This is a genomic window from Bifidobacterium sp. (assembly GCF_022647885.1).
Lineage (GTDB): Bacteria > Actinomycetota > Actinomycetes > Actinomycetales > Bifidobacteriaceae > Bombiscardovia.
This window is the reverse complement of sequence record NZ_JALCLM010000001.1, coordinates 1829785-1848030: the sequence shown is the minus strand read 5'-3', so window position 1 is coordinate 1848030 and position 18246 is coordinate 1829785. Positions and strand designations below refer to the sequence as shown.

The window sequence follows — 18246 nt, the reverse complement described above, 5'->3', positions numbered from 1 at the left end:
AGGAGGAATAGCAATGGCAGAAGTAATTATCGTTAATAGTCAGCAAGATGCTGGCGAGATATACGCACAGTGCGTCGCTGACTTGATTGCTGCCAAGCCAGATTGTGTACTCGGTTTGGCTACAGGTTCCAGCCCTCTGGCTGCGTATCAGCAGCTCGCACGCAAAGTTCGAGACAGCAAGCTGGATGTTTCGCGAGTTAGAGCTTTCGCACTGGATGAGTATGCGGGACTAAATCCTGAACATCCTCAGTCATATCGCAGCACTATCAGCAGAACGGTTGTGGAACCATTGGGACTCAACCCCGATAACGTCCATGTTCCTAACGGCAATTTAGACACCATCAAAGAGGCGGGTGCAGAATATGATGCAGCAATCGCTCAAGCTGGGGGAGTGGATATCCAGATTCTTGGCATCGGGACAGACGGTCATATTGGTTTCAACGAACCTGGTTCATCCTTGGCTTCTGGGACCAGAATCAAAACGCTCACCGAACAAACGCGTATAGATAATGCACGATTTTTTGAGGGTGATATTAACAAAGTGCCTTCACATTGCATCACGCAAGGAATTGGAACGATTCTACGGGCTAGGCATCTGGTTCTACTAGCTTTTGGAGCTGGTAAAGCCGAAGCTGTTGCAGAAACAGTAGAGGGTGGTATTTCAGCATTTTGCCCAGCCTCGGCGCTGCAATTGCACCCACATGCCACAGTAATTGTGGATGATGCTGCTGCATCGCGTCTGCGCAATCGTGACTATTACAAGTATGCCTTCACGAATAAGCCTGCTTGGCAGAAGATTTGATTCTTGCGGGGCAAGAGATGAATGTAGCTGTGTAGATTAAGGGCACTGATATATATGACAACAGCATCAATCCGACAACAGCAAGTTTCTCAGATAACTCATGCCATGACGAGCGAAGCGCGCCCCTTGGCAATTCAGCATGCAAGAAAAGTTGATGCAAGTGGTATCTGTGAACATTTTTGGATGGTGGCAGATGAGGGACGCATTGTTGCAACTGGGACAAGAGATGATGATTTAGCATCTGCGATAGCCAATATGCAAACTCAGCAGAGCTCAAGCTCAGCGCTAGATAAGTCCGAAGAACAAGCACCGCTTAGCCACATCTCTGCGTCCGGCTTGGAAATCGTCGATGCACAAGGGGCTACGCTAACTCCTGGCTACATTGATATTCATTCGCATGGTGCGTGGGAACATTCCTTTGACGATGGTGAAGAGGCTATAGCTGTTGCCAGAGCAGGACATGCTGTGCATGGGACAACGCGTCAAGTACTTAGCCTGATTACTAATCCGTTGGACGTCATGTGCAATAACCTGCGCACTGTTGCTGCTGTTTGTGCTCAGCGACCAGATTGCATTGGAGCACATTTAGAAGGCCCATTTCTCGCAGTATCCAGAAAGGGAGCACATGATCCTGACTGTCTGCGAGAGCCTCAAGAGGAGTTGGTTGAGCAGCTCTTAGAAGCTGCTCATGGCTGCATCCGTCAAATTACTATCGCGCCTGAGTTGCCTCACGGGATTGAGGCTATTGCCCGTTTTCGTGATATGGGAGTGATTCCTGCTATAGGGCACAGTGATGCGGATTATGTGACAACAAAGCGTGGTATCGATGCGGGCGCGGGAATCCTTACACATATTTTTAATGCTATGAATGGGATAGGGCACCGTCAACCAGGGCCAATTCCTGCAGTGTTAGAGGATTCCCGGGTGCAAGTTGAACTCATCAACGACGGCTTCCATGTTCACAATCCTGTGGTTGAGCTAGCATTCAAGCTTTTTCCTCATCGGCTAGCTCTGATCACCGATTCTATGGCTGCAACGGGGTGTGCAGATGGGCGATATACCCTCGGTAAGCTAGCTGTGAATGTGGAGAACGGTCATGCTCGTTTGCTGTCGAATGGTGCGATTGCGGGTTCAACGTTAACGCTAGATATTGCCGTTCGCAGAGCAATCGAGCAGATTGGCATCAGCGAAGTTGACGCAGTTGCTGCTGCGACGCTGGGGCCGGCCCACGCTTTGGAGCTGGATCGGCCGAATCAGGTGACTGCGTATCCTTTAGGATTGCTCAGTGCTGGCTATGCAGCCGATGCTTTACTCATGGCTCCACAATCGTGGCGAGTTGCATCAGCGTGGTGTCAAGGACGCAGAATCGTCGTTTGAAGGATTGTAGGCAAAAAGTGCATGGCTGTCGCCTTGTGCAAGATTCGCCTGATATTCGTGAACATAGCGCATACGCTCAGCAGTGGATTGAGCTAAAGGTGTAGGCAAATCGTCTAAGTCGAACCAGCCAACGCTCAGACTTTCATCATCTCCCACGAACGCTTCAGTATTGCCATCAGGGTCCACACTGCATAGAAACAGGTGATCCATATACATGGCTTTGTCACCGTTTGAATATGTTATGACTCGCGGAGATGATTTCACACTCACCAAATCTGTTGGAACAGCGTCAATACCTGTTTCCTCTTTAATTTCACGCACAACAGTATCGGCTGGCTCCTCGCCGGGTTCAATGATGCCATAGACAAGAGCCCACTCGCCGGTGTCTACCCGACGCCCGAGCAAAATGCGATCTTGGGCATCAACCACATAGCCGGTTACCCCGCACAGCCAGAGCATGTCATGGCCTATTTTTTTGCGAATATCAAGAACGAATGATGGTGTTGTCATTGGACTCCTTGTACCTGAGGTGCTCAAAAGGATTGAATCCACACCGGTTGATGAAACACAGTTCTCGCAATAGTTTCATCAACCGGTGTGGATTCACGCTCACGCTCGAGTTAACTATCTATTCAGCGGATGATGTCTTTCTTGCTGCTTGCTGCGCCATCCACTGTTCTACGCCCTCTACGCTCTTAGGAATGCCTGCTGAAATCCATTCAGGACCCTGCTCGGTCATCAAGACGTCATCCTCGATACGTACGCCGATTCCTCGGAATTCAGGTGGCACTAAGAGATCATTTTCTTTGAAATAGAGACCCGGTTCGATGGTGAAAATCATTCCAGCCTCAATAGGTGCATCTTGGTAAGACTCGTAACGTGCCTGTGCGCAATCGTGCACGTCTAGACCCAGATGATGAGCACAACCGCATGCGTGCCACCTTCTATGCTGTTGTCCAGAAGGACTGAGCGACTCTTCAACGCTGACTGGCAGAATTCCCCAGTCATGTAGAGCCTCGGCTAGCACACGCATGACAGTGTGGTGAATATCGCTGTATGTGACACCAGGCTTAGCAATATCAAAGGCTGCCTGCTGTGCAGAAAGCACCGTTTCATAGATTTTTCGTTGCAAGGGGCTGAAGGATCCACCTACAGGGAAAGTCCTAGTGATATCAGCAGTATAGAGGCTGTTAACTTCAACTCCCGCATCAATAAGCAGCAATTCTCCGTTGTGTACCGTGCCATTGTTGCGCATCCAATGCAATACAGGAGCATGACTACCAGAGGCAACTATGGTCCCATAACCGACATCATTGCCACGTTCTCGGGCTATAGAGTTGAATGCACCTTCAAGCATGCGCTCTGAGCGAGGTTTATCAGCAACTTTTGGCAAACGTTCAAGAATACGATCGAAACCAAGCTTTGTAGCATTGACTGCTTTGCGCATTTCAGCAATTTCATATGAATCTTTAATCATGCGTTCTTCTGCAGCGAATTCGTGGAGTTTGCCATCACTTGCAGTATTGAAATCAGGATCGTCACAACCATTTTCCCAACGTGTATCCTCAACCATTTGTGTGATTTGAGGATCTGCATCTCGAACCACTCGCAGACGCACGGCTCCCTCTTCGGTGCCCACATCTTTGCCTAGAGCATCTGCGAGCTGTGCTATATCCGCAGTATGAATACCAGTCATCGCGGAGAGCTCTGCAAGTCCTGGACGAGGACCAACCCAGTATTCACCATATTGAGAAGAACGGTAATAATCCTCAGTGCTTTGATCTGCACGCGGGTGCACAAACAATGTCGCTGTGTGCGTTTGTCCCTGTTGAGATTCTGTCGAACCGTTGGCTACTGGGTTGAGTACTAGTACCGCACCAGCTTCGAAATCTTCTCCCAAACCGGTGTAATACGCAAAAGTGGTGTCTGGCCGAAAGGCATAGTCGCAATCGTTGTTGCGAGTTTTGAGACTTCCCGCTGGAATAACCAAGCGCTCACCAGGGAAACGTTTGCCCAATGATTGCAGTCTGGATGGTGTGTAAGAACTAGATTCCAGTGCGTGCTGCTGAGGTTCTTGAGAGTCCCAACCTTCGGTCATGAACTCCTTGAACGTGCTAGAAACTGGCCTCAGTGTGCGGTTGTTGACTCGATCCTCTAAGTCCTTGGAATCCCCTTCGACAGTCAACGATTGCTCCCCACCCATACTGTATTCCTCCTATTTCTTAGTGATACAGACCCTGGTAACAGTGATGAAGTGCTTGCTGTACCGGATTGTATATTGCTCTGCAGCTCATCGTAGTGCGAGTGGTGTATCACGGAAGTTGGCCTGGGGCGAAAGTGGAGATTGCTCTGTCGCCGAAACTTTGGAGTCGAAACACCACGCGGTTCGGCGTTTCGCCTAGAATGTTCACTGTCCTATATGGTGTGTTGGCGCACGGTCAGAATTGAAGGCGGAGAATGTCACTAGAGCAGCCGAATCAAGATGGAGCACAGATGTCGGCGGTTGAGCGGCTCATTATGAGTCGTCCTACCGAACACAACACTACGAATCTCAATCTTGATCGCATGCATATGATGCTTGATCTAATGGGACATCCTGAAGAATCATTCAGAGTAGTTCACATCACCGGCACCAACGGTAAGGGCTCAACAGCACGTATGGTGGAAGCTTTAGTGCGCGCATATGGTTTGCAAACAGGCTTATACACGTCGCCTCATCTTCAACGTGTGAATGAGCGTATTTGCATCAATGGTCAACAACTCAGCGACGAAGCTTTCGTGGATGCCTATGAACAGATTATTCCCTACGTTGAGATGGTAGATGCGCAGTCCGCCAAGGATGGTGGTCCTGCAATGAGTTTCTTTGAGGTACTGACAGCAATGGCGATTGCTGTTTTTGCCGATGCTCCTGTTGATGTGGCTGTGATTGAAGTAGGTATGGGTGGGTTGTGGGATGCCACCAATGTCGTTGATGGTGATGTGTCGATTATTGGCCCTGTTGATATGGACCACATGCAGTGGCTAGGGAATACTGTTGAAGAGATTGCGACCGAGAAAGCAGGCATTATCAAGTCGCGGTCAACAGCAGTGATTGGGCCCCAACCTCATGAGCAGCAGGTTATGCCGATTATTGAGGCAGCTGTGACAAACAACCATGCTCAGGGAATTATTCGTGATGGTGAAGAGATGGAAGTGCTCAACAGACTTCCTGCAGTTGGAGGGCAACTTGTAGATTTACGGACACCTAATGGTGTGTATGAGCAAGTGCCAGTAGCAAAATTCGGTAAGCACCAAGCACATAATGCATTATCAGCTCTAGCTGCTGCTGAAGTGGTGCTACCGATTAATGGAGCGTTGGACGGCGATTTGGTTTCCCAAGCCTTGGGAAGCGTAAAAATCCCTGGACGAATAGAGCAGATAAGAACCTCACCTACGATCATTCTTGACGGCGGGCACAACGTGAATGCTGGTGAGGCTCTGCGTGATGCCATCGAGGAAAGCTATGATTTCGAACAGCTCGTTGGTGTTGTGGCGATGATGCGCGACAAACAGGTTGAGGAATATCTCGGCATTCTCGAACCGCTGCTGAGCCAGGTGGTGGTGACGGAAAACTCTTGGACTGACCGTGTGATGTCTGCTGAAGAGCTTGAACAGATTGCTGTACGAGTATTTGGAAGGGATCGGGTGATTCGTGCAGACGCATTGCCAGATGCCATTCAAGAGGCAGTTGATTTAGTAGATGCCGAGGACGAGGTTGGTGTCGGCTATGGCCGCGGTGTGCTGATTTGCGGAAGTTTTGTAACGGCAGGGGATGCTCGCACATTGTTGAAAGAGCATATGAATAAGGATCTAGCTAAACCTAAGTCGGAGCGTGTCTGATGTACCTTAAGGAGCTCACGCTTCGCGGGTTCAAATCCTTCGCATCCGCAACCACATTGCGTTTCGAACAGGGCATAACCGCTGTTGTTGGGCCTAATGGTTCTGGAAAATCCAATATTGTGGATGCTCTAGCGTGGGTGATGGGGGAGCAAGGTGCCAAAAGTCTTCGTGGCACATCGATGGAAGATGTGATTTTTGCAGGTACATCATCTCGACCGCCATTAGGTAGAGCGCAGGTCAGTCTGACCATTGACAACACCGATCGTGTGCTAGATATCGATTACACAGAAGTCACTATCACCAGGACGATTTTCCGTAATGGAGGCTCTCAGTACGCCATTAACGGCTCATCTTGCCGGTTATTAGATATTCAGGAGTTGCTAAGCGATACTGGCCTCGGACAACAGATGCACGTCATTGTCGGGCAGGGACGGCTTGATTCAATTCTTCGGGCAGATCCTGCTGGGCATCGCGCCTTTATTGAAGAGGCTGCAGGTATTCTTAAACATCGCAAACGTAAGGAACGAGCATTACGCAAACTAGCAAATACCGAGGGTAATCTTTCTCGTCTAGACGATCTACTCTCCGAAATTCATCGTCAGCTAGGCCCCCTGGGCAGACAAGCTCGTATATCGAGGCGTGCCGAGGGCATACAGGTTACCTTGCGTGACGCTCAGGCTCGCATCCAAGCTGAGGATGCACTTACTCTGACGCACAAACGCGACACGGTTCGTGCTGAGCTAGGACGTGTTCGTTCTTCGCTGCTTGATGCACAACGCGAATTAACACAAGCAAAGTTGCGCATTGAGCAGGTCGAGGCGCTGAGCAGTCAATCGAATCCAGAAATTACGAAAATCAACAACGCTTGGCATGAGTTATCGCGGTTACAAGAGCGTTTCCGTTCTTTACACTCTGTAGCATCCGAACGTTCTTCTTCTTTGCTTGCCCAAATTGTGGCAGTCGGTGGCGATGACCCGACCATGTTGCTGACTAGGGCTAAAGAATTGGAACAGCAACACGAGACTCAAACCCATGAAGTCTCGACGCTGAAACAGCATTTGGAACAAACCACGGAGCAACGAGCAGGAGATGAGAAAAAATTAGCTTCAGTCCGACAAACGTTAACAGAGCTTCGCCGCATGAGTCGGCAACGTGATTCACAGATTTCTCACTTGCGTGAATTAATTGCCAAAGAACAATCTGCCGTCCAGCTTTCTCAGAGCAGAGAGTCCGATTTTGCAGGACAGATAGAGAACCTCACCACTCAACTTCACGAGGCTAAAGGTCAGCTTGAGTCGGTGTCAGTAGATTTGGTATCTCTTGGTGATGAAGACTCTGGGGCTGTAGCACTGGCGAAAGAATCTCTGGACGCGGCACAAGCGCAGCTTAACGAGCTTAATGATCAACTCCAGGATTTGAATTCTCGAGTGATCACCTTGCAAGCTAAAGCTGATGCATTAGGGGACACCCTAGAAAGCAGAAATGCGACGGGCGTCTTGGAACAAGATCCCGAAGTAGCTTCTCTAGGGAGATTAGCTGATTTCATCAAGATTGAAGAAGGTTGGGAAGAACCTGTTGCACACGCGCTTGACGCTTTTGCAAGTGCATTAGTGGTTCCAGCAGGAAGCAATATGATTCATGCTTTGTTACGTGCTCGCGAAGAGCATTTAGGCAAAGCAGTGATGCTCAGACCGATACAGAGCTCAACTGTTTCACCAGCGTTGCCTGAATCGGAAGATCACCAGCACGCTAATCATTCCTCTGAACATACAGCCGATGCCGATAGCACAAGAGCATTGGCTTCGCTTGTCACTCTTAATCCACAGCAGGCACAGAGCCAACAAGCATTGGGCATCCTCGCTTCAGTGCATGCGGTTCTTGCACAGGTTGCGGCATGCGATGATGTGCAAGAAGCTTACGATGCCGTCGAAACAGGTATATGGCGGCGTGCTGTCAGCCGATCAGGCGATGTTATCACCTCCGTGGGGGCAGTCGGAGGATCTTCACAGCCGCAGAGCGATTTGTCCCTTGCTGCTAAGCGTGACAGTGCATTGATGCAATGCGCCAAACTTAGCGACCGTGCTGCCGTACTGCAACAAGATATCGCAGCGGCTGAGCTGAACCGTGATCAAGCCAGAGCTAAGCTTGAGAGTGAACGAAATCTTCATACTGAGCGACGTGTGCAGCGTCAACAATATGAGAAATCATTACACGCAGCTCAACAACGTGTTTCGGCATTGGAACACCAGATTGAGCAAAGCAAACAAAAAATGATTGACTCATCTGAGGATCAGCAAAGCCATCAGCAAAAAGCAGAGGATCTTGAAAAAGCGTTATCTGCTGCGAATAATAGCGAAGGTGGAGCTCAGGATTTTGAGGAACTCACACAGCGTGAGCAAAAGTTGGAACGTGCGTTGACTTCCGCAAGAGAGCAGGAAGTGGCTGCGAGGATTGCTTGGAATGAGGCTCGAAATACAGCTGAGTCTTATGCCAGACAAGCGGATATGTTGCGTAGCAATGCCAAGGATGCCCAAGAGCGGCGTATTCGAATTGAACAATCAAATACGCAGCGACGAGCTGAAGCTAATCGCGTTCGCTTACTCGCTGAACAGGCCAAGCAAGCTGAGGCGCTGATGACTACGAGCTTGGTTCAAGCCGCTACTCGTAGAGACGCCTTACAATCACAGATATCGACGCACGATGATGAGTTGAAACGCCTTAGACAAGAGCGCAACGCTGTGGAACCGAAGGTGGCTTCATATCAAGAGCGTGAACATCAGTTAGATATTGAAAGAGAACGCTTAGCTACACAGCTTGGTCAGCTGGTTCAGCAACTCTCAGATGGGCTTGGTATTGGCATCCCTGAGTTGATTGACACATACGGTCCCGATCAGCCAGTACCAGTGTTAGATGACAGTGGGAAGGCGCTAACGCTGCACGAGTCGGAGTCAGAGCCAGAGTCAGACCAAGAAGATACGGATAACGGACGGTATCAAACTGTTCCTTATAACAGACAGGAACAGCTTAAACGTTTAGAAAAAGCCAAACGGGACCTACAAGCATTAGGGAAAGTTAATCCTCTTGCTACTGAAGAGTATGATGCTTTGCAGACTCGTAACCAGTATCTTAATGAACAGCGCAACGATGTAGCGACATCTCGTGAAGATTTGTTGGCTTTGGTCAAGGATCTTGATACGACAATGATAGACGTGTTCAAACAAGCTTTTGACGATACAGCACAGGCTTTTGCTTCCGTATTCAATACCCTCTTCCCTGGGGGAACTGGAAGACTTCGCTTGGAGAATCCGGATGATCTCTTGCACACAGGCGTTATTGTGGAAGCCAGTCCTGCAGGCAAACGTGTTAAACAGCTAACTCTATTGTCTGGCGGTGAACGATCCTTGACTGCATTAGCGCTGTTATTTGCTATTTTTACCGCACGACCCAGCCCGTTCTATGTGATGGACGAAGTCGAAGCAGCCTTAGACGATGTCAATCTCACGCGTTTGCTCAATGCCTTGAATGATTTAAGATCTCACGCACAGCTCATAGTGATTACACATCAGCAGCGAACCATGAGTATTGCTGATGCACTCTATGGCATTACCATGCGTTCAGACGGCGTTACTGCTGTGGTATCTCAGAAGTTGGATCGTTCCTGAGCTTCTGGGTTCCTGAGTACTTTTGCACGGGAGACGGTGTTGAGCGCAAGAATTTCTTGTGCATCGATAATAGGCAAATCCGGCATGGGGAAGGCCTCATTGAACACTGATAGTTCCGTGCACCCTAAAATAACCACATCACAATGATGCTGCGTGAGCATTGCATTGAGCACTGCCTCATAGCGCTCGCGTTCGAGTACACCAGTGTCTTTGACATCGTGATAGATAAGATAACTGATTTCCTTCTGCAAGGTTTCGCCAGGCTCTTCAAAGGTATAGCCCGCCGCTTCCACACCCTCGCGGTAAATACCCGAGTTGAGACTACCTTCTGTGCCCATGAAGCCAACGCGCGGATGAGATTCGACGGGGTAGCGCTTAATCAGTTCTGCAACAGCTTCTTTAGGCATATGCATAATAGGAACTGGCGTGAGCGCCTGAAGTCTATCGAAAAAGTGATGAGCGGTGTTGCATGGCAACGTGATAAATGACGCACCTATTGCTGTTGCTTTTTTCACATCATCAGCGATGAAGGGGAAAGGGTCTTCGGTACTCTGGCCAAGGATAAATTGGGTGCGGTCAGGCACACTGGCATTATTGAATACCACGTAATCCAAAAATTCCTGATCCTGATGCGCATGAGTGGCTTTATCAACCAAACGCACGTAGCTTTCGGTAGCCAACGTTCCCATACCGCCTAGAATGGCGAAAAAATTGCGCATCACATCCCCTTTAGCTTGACTCTCTGCAACATCCAGTGTGCTGATTATTAGCTGAGCTATTATTCAGCACACGGGAGCTCAGTGCTCGTACTGAGCATAGTTCTTGCTTGTCAGTCGAGCCAGTCGCCAGAGTAAAAGCCTACGTTTTAACGATAAATCCTTGTGATAACGCAGGGTCCACGAGTATTGATGTTGCTGTATCATCGTCAAACCTTGCTGTAGTGCATCGCTTGGTTCTGCGTAGCGTTTAAGCACTGATGGTGGGACGTCAAGCAACATCTTGGAGCCTTTGCCAATCAGTGTGTTACCGTCGAAAGGCTTGTCATAAACCAAATCATCCACAAAGTAGCGCGCTAGATTGAAACCATTGAGAGAGACAAAGAAGTTGGTGCGTCCCTGACGAAGATTAATTTCGAATAATTTGTATTCACCATCACGAGGATCAAATTTCAAGTCGAAATTAGCAACGCCCTCATAATTAATATCTTCAAGGAATTCCTTGATTCGTAAGCATAGAGCTTCGTTGAAATCAGGGATGATAGCTGCATAATTGCCAATGGCTTCTGGCGTGGGATCTGCAAGAAGAATCTGGCCGAGGAACATCATGCGAACCTGATGGTGCTTATCGACATAGGCGTTAAGCACTCGCATATTGCCATCGCCTCCAGGAATAAAATCCTGGATAATAAGATCTGAGGAGTAACCAGCATCAACAATCAATTTGACAGTCGCATTGAGTTCCTCTTGGCTGTTGAGCGTATAAGCTTTTTTGCGGCCGGGGAAATCAATCGAAAGATATTCAACGCTATCAGCAGGTTTAAGCGCCACAGGGAAGCCGAAAGGTAGATGCGTATGACGACCCTCACGATAACCCTGTGGATTCAATACCACTGTTGCGGGATGGGGTAGCTGATAGCGCTCGCAGAACTCGTAGAAACTGCTTTTGTAACTCAGAGCAGTGTGCAATTCATCATTTACACTGGTAAAAGTAAAATACTGGCTCAGTTCATCTCGATAACGACTCAAGAGCGCACTGTAATCGTCACCGCAGGGTATTAATAACAACGTGGCATTTGGGTATTGCAGGCGCAAATCCTGGCCAGCTTTGACCATGTGTGCTCTAAATGATTCAGGCTCAGTCAAATCAGGATAGAAGTGCGTATCCATAATCGTGCTGAATTTCGAAACCGATAGTTGTAAACGTCCATAAACATGTGATGTGATGCCGTATTCGCTATGGAAAGCGCGTGCCATAGCGTATGCACCTGTTTCACTGCCCAGTAGTATTGCTTCGAAATCGCTCATTTGCTTTCTTCCTTGAACATTCGGGCAACAATGTTGTTATCGCCCTCAAATGGCACATGATGATTCATCTCTTTGATCCAGCGTTCCTCGCCTTTTCCAGTTATGAGAAGAATGTTCAAACGATCAGAGTGTGCCTGTGCATCGCGATATGCTTCCTCAATGGCACTAGTGCGGTCGAGTATTACTCCAGCTTCCACGCTTGGGTTTGTCACATAGCTCATCAGCTGCGCGCAAATCTCTTCATTTGTCTCGGTATCAGTGTCTTCGGTCGTGAAAATAAATCTGGCTATGCGGTCTTGCGCTGCTTTGACGATACCTTCGCGTCGGTCTATAGCCTTGTTGCCAGCAGACCCTGTAACTAAGGTAATTCTTGGATGGTGTTGACCATATCGTTGATATACAAAGTCAACTAATGCTTTAATACTGGCATAGTTATGCGCATAATCCACGTATGCGATGGTCCCATCGTTGCTGATGAAGCGTTCCATTCGCCCAGATATACGAATCTTTTCCATCGCTTGCAGAGAGGATTCTTCTATCGGAACACCTATAGACCTCACAATGGCTACGGCTGCAGCAGCATTAGCTTCGTTAAAATCACCCTCGATAGATAATGTGAACGTTCCAACACTCTCTCCATTGGCGACAAGGTCGAATGCGGGGCGAATATCTTCGCTGCTTATTGCGACTACATCTGCAGCCTGTCGATCAGCGTTTGAGGAACGAAGCGCAAATGTGCTCACTGGAATACCATCATTCGCTGCATCATCCTTGAGCAGTGAAAAATGCTGACTGTCAGCGCCAATAACCATTCGTGATGAATTGGCGATAATTTGACGTTTGCAGTAGAGATAATCTTCAAAAGTTGGGTGCTCAATGCTGCTGATATGGTCGGGGGAGATATTCAAGAATGCGCCGATATCAAAGTGCAAGCCATAGACTCTATCAACTTTGTATGCCTGCGAAGAGACTTCCATCACTAAGTACCGCATGCCGTTGGCAACTGCCTGATGCATCATACGGAAGAGATCCATCGATTCCGGTGTGGTCAAATCAGATTCCGCATAGTGCACGCCGTCTAAACAATTGTCTACTGATGACAACAAAGCGGTTTTCCCGTGGGAGTGGGCATTCAGAATCGCTTGAGTGAAATATGCCGTGGTTGTTTTACCTTTGGTACCAGTAATACCAATAACGGTGAGTTGCTCTTGCGGGAAGTCAAAGTATGCGGCCGAAAGTAGAGACATAGCTTGGGTTGCATTCTTGACAATAATCCCTGTTGCTGAAGTGTACTGAGAAAAGTCTTCTTGCGCTACATAGCAGCTCAACCCCAGGTTATTCGTCGATTCGAGATACTTGGGTGAAAAGCGTCCTTTACAAAACAGCAGCGTGTCAGGAGTAACTTCTCGCGTGTCATATGAGATATTCGTGAAACTCCGTTGGGGGAGTTTTGCTGAATCAGTCGTCCACACCTCACCGCTAATAACTTCTCTGAGCATGTGGTGTTGGTTGAGCAGAGTTACCGCCGATTCCAACGTAAGCGTCATATCCATCCGATCCGTAGCCATAGTTTCCCCAACATTTTCAGTGTTATTTTACATTCTGGTATTGTCTGCTTCTTAACCCCTGTGTGCAGAGTATGCAAAGAAGGAAGTCCATGTCTGCTCCGCAGGGGCGAGATATTTCTTAAAGGCGATAGATTGAGCTGAGATAGTGATGATGAAGTTTAGAGGAGCAGAAATGGACACAAGCTCGGATGCCAAGCTTTCTCGCGGTGCCAATGAGCTCAACCAGGAACTAGCCAGACGTACGAAAACCAATGCTGAGGACTGGTTTCTCGTGTTTAAAGCTCGATATGGCATGAAACTGGTATGTGATGCTCTCCGTGATATTTATGGGCAGGGGAGTGTGACTACACAGCTCTATACCTGCTGTACAGCAGTCGATCCTATTGTGGCAGCGGGGTTGATCCCTATGTACGGTGATATCCAGCGCGAGACAATAATGCTTAATCCTCAAACTATGCCGCTTAACTCTGATACGCATGCTGTGATGATGCAACATACCTTTGGGCTGGTGGATGAGTCATCTTCAAGGATGCTTGCAGAACTGGTCAGAAAGCAGACGCATACGCTGCTTGTTGAGGACAGCGCGCACTGCATCACGCGGATGGCGCGTGATGTGCAGGGACAACCTTTGGCTGACATATCAGTGCACTCATTTGGTGTGGAAAAGATTTTGCCAACCCGCTTCGGCGGTGCAATTTGGGTAAATCCTCATCTGGCGAAAACTGCACCCGAGTATGACCGTCTGTTGCGCTCTCGCCTAGCTAATATACCAAGGCCAGGCAAGAGAATAGATGTTGTGACGAGAATGTACATCAACGAAAATAGAGTGCTAGGACGTCTCCCAGGAACTTTGGGATATAAGGGGCGTTCATGGCTTACACGCGTAGGCCTCTATGAACCGCCTATTGCCAAAGTTGAGCAACGCGGTGGGCTTGCTTACACGCCCATGGCTCCATCCTCGTGGATGGAAACGTCGATGCTGCGGTCTCTGCGCTCTCTTGACGGTAATGAGTCCAAGCGATCTTCGATTGTGGAACTGTTGAGAGCATCTCTGAATACATCGCACGTTGTGCAAGTACCAGCACAAGTGATGTCAGGTGATCCCCAGCCCTTGTTACGCTTTCCTGTCTTCGCAGCCTCAACTGCCCAGGCTGAGCGAATTATCTCAGCTATTAGAGCGGCAGGAGTCTACGCAGAGCGTTGGTACCGTCCTGAGCTCTTCCCTGGTGTTGAGAATCCTGATACCTATCAGGTTCCTCATGATCGCTCGAAGCTACGAATCACAGATGAACTTGTATCAGGTGCCATCAGTTTGCCCACAGATCTCAGTGCAGAGCAGGCGGCTGCTGTGTCCCGAATCATCGCCGAGCAAGGATAAAGAGGAACTCAGCATAGATAAGTGCACCATAAGTGTAGCTACATGAGGAAAAACGTCCTGATTAGCTGTACTTATGGTGCACTTATCTATCTCTTAGTGAGGCAACATCGCCAAAAGATAAGGAATCTGTCTAGTTGTTGGTTTGCTTCTGACGAGGTGCATTTTTACGACGGCGGATTGCCTTGAAAATGGCTAGTGACTTCTCCCAAGGATGGTATAGAGCGCTCAGTGGCTTCTCATAGGTGCCAGCCCAGATAGTTGGCTCATTCTGGAAGGATTTCTTAAATTCACTGATGCCGTCATTCAAGAGGCCATTCATATCGTAGCGCTGTGCTCCAACAGCTTTTGCTGCTTTCATTGCGCCCCATTTGAGCGGATAATTAGCGCGCATTTTACGTCCTGTTGCGTTCGCGCCTGCCCAGAGCTCCGAGGCACCCCAGCTACTGGTTACATTCCACATGAAGGAAACGATTTCACCTTCATATTTTGCGACGATAAGTTGACCAACCTCGCCGAGAAGTTCAAAAGCCTGACGGTAATACTCATCAGGGTGTAGTGGGAATCCGTCGCGGTCAGCTGTTTCATGGTAAATGCTGATTACCGTATCAACGTCTTCTCGGGTTCCTGGAGCAACTTCGATACCAACTTTGGCACCCCGACGGATGTAGTTACGCGCATTTCGTGAATGAAGGGACTTCATAATCGCCTCTTCATCGGGCTCAAGGTTCACGATAGCAGTTGTTGCCATTAAGACGTGATCGCCTTCTGCCCAATCCTGCGACAATGAGATTGATGTGGTCGGAGGATCAATCTTCAAAGAAACGGGGTGGAAGCAGTCACGACACCAATCGGCGATAGCGTCTGATACTTCGGCATAGAGTTCACTGTTCGAAACAACCGGCCCACGAGGTGCATAGCAGATGCTATTAAAAGGCCAAGGCAGTTTACGCACCAGAATTTGGGCGCAACCCACAGTTTCGGTTCCGGATTGTACCGCTACACGATGTGCAGTCCAAGGACCGGTGGCAGCTTTCAATTCTCCCCATTGCCACTTCTGCATCGGGTGCCCGTGCGCTGCATCCACCAGCTCATTGAATTGCGAAGCGTCAGTGATTTCGTGGATGGTTAGCAATGTAAAGCCCCCTGCAAATTGTTTCGGTTCAATGTTTGCTGTTGCGAATCATAGTGTTCGCTGAGCAACGCGCTTACATTATAAGCGAGTGTGGCATGGGCATTAACTCTACTGTGACTTCTACTCAAAACCAGCGCCTTCTTCTTGAACGCTATTGTTACTAGTACTACTTGCATCTAGGCAATCGCTTACTCAAACCAATTTTCGTGTATCGGTCTGCGACCTTTGGATTCAAGCCAGCGGTTAAAGGACTCTTTCCATACGCGATGCGCCTGGCGTTGCCAATCCATAAGTTCGCTTAACTCAAGATTGCCTACTTGCGGATACAAGGTCGATATGGGCTTTACTAAATCAACCGCCGCTATGGTATCTGCAGTTGCGTCGTGAAAATCTCCGTATGGTTCCACACCGTAATATTCGGTGGTAAAGCTCAGAGTGCGCTTACCGGAACGCCGTGATACTGCTCGATCAATAACCAGAGGATCCACGATGAGCAATGTTGAATCATCGAATGCATCGGTTATTTCAGGGGAGCACTGCCAACGGCGTAAATCACCCTGCAACATTTTGACATCGAAAGGGGCATTGTATGCCAGAAGGGGGATGTTGCGTTTCTGGGCAGCGATAATGACTGCACTAATCTCCTCAAGAGCAGATGTTGGCTCGCTGCCGTGTTCTTCGACGAAACTATCGGTGAATCCGTTGACTCTGCTAGCGCCCGCGCTGATATGACGATGAGGATTGATAAGCCATTCTCCAACTAGATCTTCAGCATGGCCGCTTTGCGGGTTGCGAAGTACTAGTGTTGCGGACACAATGGCATCATTACCTGGTGTTGCACCAGTGGTTTCAGTGTCGAAACCTAATAGCCATGAGTCTGCTAGACGGGTAGTGGCAAGTTGTGATTCGGTGGCTTCGATGTGATCCAAAAGTTGAGGTGTATCAGTCATGAGCCCATTGTCCGACTGCAAATCGACAAAACTCGACTAATAGTTTTAGCGTCGTTCAAGCTGCGCGCTTATACATGTGTGTCGGCTTCAATATGCCAAGAACAGGATTGTTAGGTCGATAAATACTTTCTGAACACTCCGCCTCGGCTATTAGCTTCGAGTAATGGCACAATGGTGGATGTGGCAAATCAGCAGAAATTCGAGGAGAAACGTAGACGCTTTGAGGCGTTAGCCATGCCTGCTGTGAATGCTTTATATCGTCAAGCAATGAAGCTGACCAACGATCCAGACGATGCCCAGGATCTAGTACAAGATACTTTTGAGCGGGGCTTCAAGGCTTTTGACAGATTCGAACCCGGTAGCAACTTCGAAGCTTGGATGACAACCATCCAACGTAACGCATTTTTCAATCAATACCATAAGGCAAAGCGTCGTCCTCAACGTGCTAATGATTCAACAGGGGAGTATGACGACTGGGATATCTATTCTGCTTCAGGGCATTCTTCGGAGGGGTTAAAATCCGCTGAACAGGAATATCTTGAAGCTTTTGCGCCAGAAGAAATCATGGCAGCCTTAGATACATTGTCTCCTGAACGCCGTCAGGTGTTTATTGATGCAGCCATAGATGGGAAAAGTTACCAACAAGTAGCTGATGAACAGGGAATCAAAATCGGTACAGTGATGAGTCGGCTCAATCGTGCTCGCGCTCAGCTCAAAGAGGAGTTGGCAAGCTACGCGAAGGATCGTGGATATGGTGAACAGCGCACGGTAGGTAGAGCGGCAGACTCTGGTACGCTTCAGGTTTCACCATCCGCGAAGTCAGTGGATGCTGCAGTCCATAATGGAGAGCAACACAGCAATGAAGTCGCGAAAGCAAAGATTGCGCGAGGTCTGTCTACTAGCGAAAACAGATCTCAGCAGGCTGCAGGTCCTTCTACTCGAGGAGTAGAAGGACCTGCAGAAGACTTCGAAGCTATTGACGGGAGAAAGGGTTAGACATGAGTAATCACGTCGAACGATATAGCCATATCTCCGTGACACAAACGGGTAATGCTCAAAGTAGAGTTGAAGTGGCACATATCGAGATTGCAGAAAGCTTTGACCCCGACACCTGTTGTGATGAGCGCGAGAAGGCTCTTATCAACATGATTCGTAACTACTTAAGACCTGAACAAGCACCTGAATGTCTCGTCCAGCGTCTTCGCAATATGATGTCTGATGTCAGTGCCGATTCACAAATCGACGAATTCGGTGACGGTCGTGAGGATGTATCTCGGTAATTGACTTGGCCTCACTACTTTGCAGCGATTGATCTAGGCAGTGATTGATCTGGATAGTGCAGCGGGACTGGTTGGCGCAAGCAGTGTGACGGCCTGTTGAAAACAGGAAACCCCACCAACTATATGCCGAATATACTTCGACTAGTTGGTGGGGTGATGAACCACTTAACGATTCAATTCCCTGAATCCGCTGG

Annotated in this window: 14 protein-coding genes; 7 read left to right on the top strand and 7 right to left on the bottom strand. The window is 48.7% G+C overall.

Features of this window, described 5'->3' with window-relative positions; translation table 11 throughout:
• Positions 1-13 precede the first annotated feature (13 nt).
• Positions 14-802 carry a glucosamine-6-phosphate deaminase gene (nagB, locus tag LKI20_RS07805; RefSeq protein ID WP_291772474.1) on the top strand — a complete coding sequence of 263 codons (789 nt, stop codon included), beginning with the start codon at positions 14-16 and terminating at the stop codon, positions 800-802.
• A gap of 54 nt (positions 803-856) precedes the next feature.
• Positions 857-2179 (top strand): N-acetylglucosamine-6-phosphate deacetylase, encoded by a 1323-nt coding sequence (nagA, locus tag LKI20_RS07800; protein WP_291772471.1) that lies wholly within the window; start codon positions 857-859, stop codon positions 2177-2179.
• Here nagA and LKI20_RS07795 read toward each other — a convergent pair.
• Together LKI20_RS07795 and LKI20_RS07790 are read right to left on the bottom strand one after the other, a co-directional pair.
• A complete protein-coding gene (locus LKI20_RS07795) occupies positions 2144-2689 on the bottom strand; it encodes an NUDIX hydrolase (protein ID WP_291772468.1) in 546 nt (181 codons plus the stop codon). The genes nagA and LKI20_RS07795 overlap by 36 nt on opposite strands.
• Positions 2690-2807: 118 nt before the next feature.
• Positions 2808-4382, bottom strand: coding sequence for an aminopeptidase P family protein (locus LKI20_RS07790; protein WP_291772465.1), 1575 nt, complete (start codon positions 4380-4382; stop codon positions 2808-2810).
• Between the two features lie 254 nt (positions 4383-4636).
• On the opposite strand from LKI20_RS07790, the gene LKI20_RS07785 reads away from it, so the two are divergent.
• The gene (locus LKI20_RS07785; protein ID WP_291772463.1) at positions 4637-6058 is read left to right on the top strand and encodes a bifunctional folylpolyglutamate synthase/dihydrofolate synthase; all 1422 of its coding nucleotides are present in this window, start codon (positions 4637-4639) and stop codon (positions 6056-6058) included.
• Positions 6058-9720, top strand: coding sequence for a chromosome segregation protein SMC (gene smc / locus LKI20_RS07780; RefSeq protein ID WP_291772460.1), 3663 nt, complete (start codon positions 6058-6060; stop codon positions 9718-9720). Before LKI20_RS07785 ends, smc begins: the two co-directional genes overlap by 1 nt.
• On the opposite strand, the gene LKI20_RS07775 is transcribed toward smc, so the two are convergent.
• The 3 genes from LKI20_RS07775 to LKI20_RS07765 form a co-directional block, all read right to left on the bottom strand.
• Positions 9699-10442 carry an aspartate/glutamate racemase family protein gene (locus tag LKI20_RS07775; protein ID WP_291772457.1) on the bottom strand — a complete coding sequence of 248 codons (744 nt, stop codon included), beginning with the start codon at positions 10440-10442 and terminating at the stop codon, positions 9699-9701. The genes smc and LKI20_RS07775 overlap by 22 nt on opposite strands.
• A gap of 75 nt (positions 10443-10517) precedes the next feature.
• Positions 10518-11744, bottom strand: a complete 1227-nt coding sequence (locus LKI20_RS07770; protein WP_291772454.1) for a carboxylate--amine ligase — start codon at positions 11742-11744, stop codon at positions 10518-10520.
• Positions 11741-13291: a UDP-N-acetylmuramoyl-L-alanyl-D-glutamate--2,6-diaminopimelate ligase gene (locus LKI20_RS07765; RefSeq protein ID WP_291773468.1), complete on the bottom strand. Its 1551-nt coding sequence runs from the start codon at positions 13289-13291 to the stop codon at positions 11741-11743. The genes LKI20_RS07770 and LKI20_RS07765 overlap by 4 nt, the downstream gene beginning before the upstream one ends.
• Positions 13292-13484: 193 nt before the next feature.
• Between LKI20_RS07765 and LKI20_RS07760 the strand changes: the two genes are divergently transcribed.
• Complete coding sequence (locus LKI20_RS07760; protein WP_291772450.1) at positions 13485-14690, top strand: DegT/DnrJ/EryC1/StrS family aminotransferase; 1206 nt, start codon at positions 13485-13487, stop codon at positions 14688-14690.
• 130 nt (positions 14691-14820) lie between these two features.
• On the opposite strand, the gene LKI20_RS07755 is transcribed toward LKI20_RS07760, so the two are convergent.
• Complete coding sequence (locus LKI20_RS07755; protein WP_291772447.1) at positions 14821-15822, bottom strand: lipid II:glycine glycyltransferase FemX; 1002 nt, start codon at positions 15820-15822, stop codon at positions 14821-14823.
• 188 nt (positions 15823-16010) lie between these two features.
• Positions 16011-16772 carry an exonuclease domain-containing protein gene (locus LKI20_RS07750; RefSeq protein ID WP_291772445.1) on the bottom strand — a complete coding sequence of 254 codons (762 nt, stop codon included), beginning with the start codon at positions 16770-16772 and terminating at the stop codon, positions 16011-16013.
• Positions 16773-17006: 234 nt separating this feature from the next.
• Here LKI20_RS07750 and LKI20_RS07745 point away from each other — a divergent pair, with 234 nt between their 5' ends.
• Together LKI20_RS07745 and LKI20_RS07740 are read left to right on the top strand one after the other, a co-directional pair.
• Positions 17007-17768 (top strand): sigma-70 family RNA polymerase sigma factor, encoded by a 762-nt coding sequence (locus LKI20_RS07745; protein ID WP_291773466.1) that lies wholly within the window; start codon positions 17007-17009, stop codon positions 17766-17768.
• A 2-nt stretch (positions 17769-17770) separates the two neighbouring features.
• A complete protein-coding gene (locus LKI20_RS07740) occupies positions 17771-18052 on the top strand; it encodes a hypothetical protein (protein ID WP_291772440.1) in 282 nt (93 codons plus the stop codon).
• The last annotated feature ends 194 nt before the right edge of the window (positions 18053-18246 follow it).

Bases quoted from the DNA above. Each gene is read 5' to 3' on its own strand.
- nagB (WP_291772474.1), top strand. From the start codon at position 14: ATGGCAGAAGTAATTATCGTTAATAGTCAGCAAGATGCTGGCGAGATA.
- nagA (WP_291772471.1), top strand. From the start codon at position 857: ATGACAACAGCATCAATCCGACAACAGCAAGTTTCTCAGATAACTCAT.
- LKI20_RS07795 (WP_291772468.1), bottom strand. From the start codon at position 2,689: ATGACAACACCATCATTCGTTCTTGATATTCGCAAAAAAATAGGCCAT.
- LKI20_RS07790 (WP_291772465.1), bottom strand. From the start codon at position 4,382: ATGGGTGGGGAGCAATCGTTGACTGTCGAAGGGGATTCCAAGGACTTA.
- LKI20_RS07785 (WP_291772463.1), top strand. From the start codon at position 4,637: ATGTCACTAGAGCAGCCGAATCAAGATGGAGCACAGATGTCGGCGGTT.
- smc (WP_291772460.1), top strand. From the start codon at position 6,058: ATGTACCTTAAGGAGCTCACGCTTCGCGGGTTCAAATCCTTCGCATCC.
- LKI20_RS07770 (WP_291772454.1), bottom strand. From the start codon at position 11,744: ATGAGCGATTTCGAAGCAATACTACTGGGCAGTGAAACAGGTGCATAC.
- LKI20_RS07765 (WP_291773468.1), bottom strand. From the start codon at position 13,291: ATGACGCTTACGTTGGAATCGGCGGTAACTCTGCTCAACCAACACCAC.
- LKI20_RS07760 (WP_291772450.1), top strand. From the start codon at position 13,485: ATGGACACAAGCTCGGATGCCAAGCTTTCTCGCGGTGCCAATGAGCTC.
- LKI20_RS07750 (WP_291772445.1), bottom strand. From the start codon at position 16,772: ATGACTGATACACCTCAACTTTTGGATCACATCGAAGCCACCGAATCA.
- LKI20_RS07745 (WP_291773466.1), top strand. From the start codon at position 17,007: ATGCCTGCTGTGAATGCTTTATATCGTCAAGCAATGAAGCTGACCAAC.
- LKI20_RS07740 (WP_291772440.1), top strand. From the start codon at position 17,771: ATGAGTAATCACGTCGAACGATATAGCCATATCTCCGTGACACAAACG.